At 26.8% G+C, this 2276-nt stretch carries 2 protein-coding genes and 1 pseudogene; all 3 read left to right on the top strand.

What is annotated here, in order from left to right:
* A pseudogene (locus OYV_RS03485) lies at positions 1-247 on the top strand (hypothetical protein); the annotation flags it as partial.
* A gap of 707 nt (positions 248-954) precedes the next feature.
* Positions 955-1881, top strand: a complete 927-nt coding sequence (locus tag OYV_RS03480; RefSeq protein WP_042068308.1) for a hypothetical protein — start codon at positions 955-957, stop codon at positions 1879-1881.
* A partial coding sequence (locus OYV_RS03475; RefSeq protein WP_042068307.1) for a hypothetical protein occupies positions 1878-2276 on the top strand: 399 nt, incomplete at its 3' end. The genes OYV_RS03480 and OYV_RS03475, both read left to right, overlap by 4 nt.

The following is a 2276-nucleotide window of genomic DNA, read 5'->3' as shown; positions in this document are numbered from 1 at the left end:
AGAGGTACAAGTAATAATGCGAATGTTTCACAGGGTAAAGGAAAGTGAGGAAGACCGAACAACCCAAACCCAAATAAAGGGACACAACAACAAAAAGAACAAGAAGAACAACAATAAACCCCCAAACCCCAAAAAGTATTACAAAAATCAAACTCAAAACCAACAAACGAAAAATAGTTTTTCTCAGCCAAATCCACCAAAACCAAAGCAGCAAAACAATGATAAATCTCAAAAACCCAAAAAATAATTAACCCTGAATATTGACAAACCCCTTATAATTTGTTAAAATATAATTGAACTTTAACCTTTTGGTTAGTTGTCTTTGGATTGGTTCATTGGCATAACGGTGTCATACTTTATTTTTGTAGATGATGTATTTTTCAACACCACATTTATTTTAACATCTAATAAAATAAAATACAAATCACATCTATAATTAAATATTTTTTAAAGATAAAAGACTAGTTTTTGCTAGTCTTTTTTTTTTTTGCTTTTTTTGCCCCTTTGACCCCTTTTTTCCCTTTGCGCCGCGCTTTTTCTCACTTTTTCGCCCTTTTTTTGCATCTTAATTGTTCTTCATTTTAAGAACATCATTATTCCTTAATTTAAGAACAAATTGTTCCTTGTTATAGGAATGCCCTTTTTATCCTTATTAAGTTAGTTTTTTAAAAATTATCAAATTATTATCTTTAATTATTTATTAATTAAAATTGTTTTTTGGTGATTTTTAAAGGCTAACTTTTTTTATTATCAAATTAATTATTATCTAATCTTTAATAATAGCTAATTGATTAATTGATAAATTATAAATATTTTAATTGACACTAATTATTATTTAATACTATTTAGTTAAGTTAAAATATTGCTTCAAGGAAATAACATGTTTTATAAAAAAATTTTCTATATTTTGTTTTCATAATAAAAACAATATTGGAAGGGAATTAGAATAAATATATGCGTAATGTTAATAATAATAAGAAAAATAAGAAAGTATGTGGGTTTCCTAAAGTCTTAGTAATTTTAGGTGCTGCCTTAGTTGCTACAGTATTTATAGTAGGGATGATTATTTCTACAAGAGCCCTAAATACAGACTATATGTTTAAAACTAAACCATTAGGAACAAAAGTTGGGAAAGCTAATCCTTCATTATTAGGTTATCTATATTCTAAATTTACTGATGATAATGATGATAAAAAATTAGTTGATTTAGAAACTAAACATTTAGTAACAGATACAAATGTAACAGATACAAAACAAATTAAACAAGAAGTAGGATTAGTTGCAAAGTATTGCAATGATGATTTAAATAATAAAGCATTATTTAAAGATTATAACTTAGTGCATGTAGGTTATAAATTAGTTTTATTGACTACTGATAGATATAATGCAGGAAAAAATCCAGATCCAAGTGTAGATACACAAGCCTCAAATTATGACTCTGCAACAAATGGAGACTTTAATGAAGTTAAACCTGGTGATGTTGTATTAGTAGATACAGTAACAGAAGAAGGAGAAACAAATAAAGATTTTTATGTTGTAGTTAAAAAAGACGGTAAGGATGTACAAGAATCTGTATTTAGAGTAAGAATTGAATATGATGGAACACCTACATTAAAGCATCAAAAAGACAACAATGGTAAATTATTATACAAAGCAGTAGATATACATGGTAATGAAGTAAAAGACAGTAATGGTAATGTAAAACAATTTACATTTGACAGTGATAATAATACAACTGAAGGACAAAACAGAACATTACTTAAATCACTTACATTAAAACCTGTAACAACTGGAACTGGAAATAATGAAACCAATAAAAAAACAGTGCAAAACCTGCAAGATACCTTTACAAAAGGCAAGATGTTTGGGGTAATGAAGTGACAGTCGTAGAAAGCACTGTAAATACTTCAGATCAAGGTGTAACTGCTAAAAATAATAGAACATACGAACACACCTTTACATTACCACCTGTAATGCAAAACGATACTGGTAAAAAATCATATACTAAAACTTTAGAAGAATTACAAAAATCAAACCAAAACTACAAAGAGTACAACGAAAAAGATGTAGATGACAAATATAAAGATGGTACATTAAAATATAAAGATCTACATAATAATCCTTCAGTTCTAAATTCTAATGGAACTGTTCATAAAGAACCATATAAATTTACATTTAATTTACAACAAGTATATTATTTAGAAAATACATTAGAAAAAACAGAAACAGTTAATGGCACAACCACTAAAAAAACAAAAACATTATTAGCAAAATTA

Origin of the sequence: 'Chrysanthemum coronarium' phytoplasma (genome assembly GCF_000744065.1) — a bacterium.
GTDB lineage: Bacteria > Bacillota_I > Bacilli_A > Acholeplasmatales > Acholeplasmataceae > Phytoplasma > Phytoplasma asteris.
The sequence above is the reverse complement of the archived record's forward strand: the minus strand, read 5'-3'. Positions and strand labels throughout refer to the sequence as shown.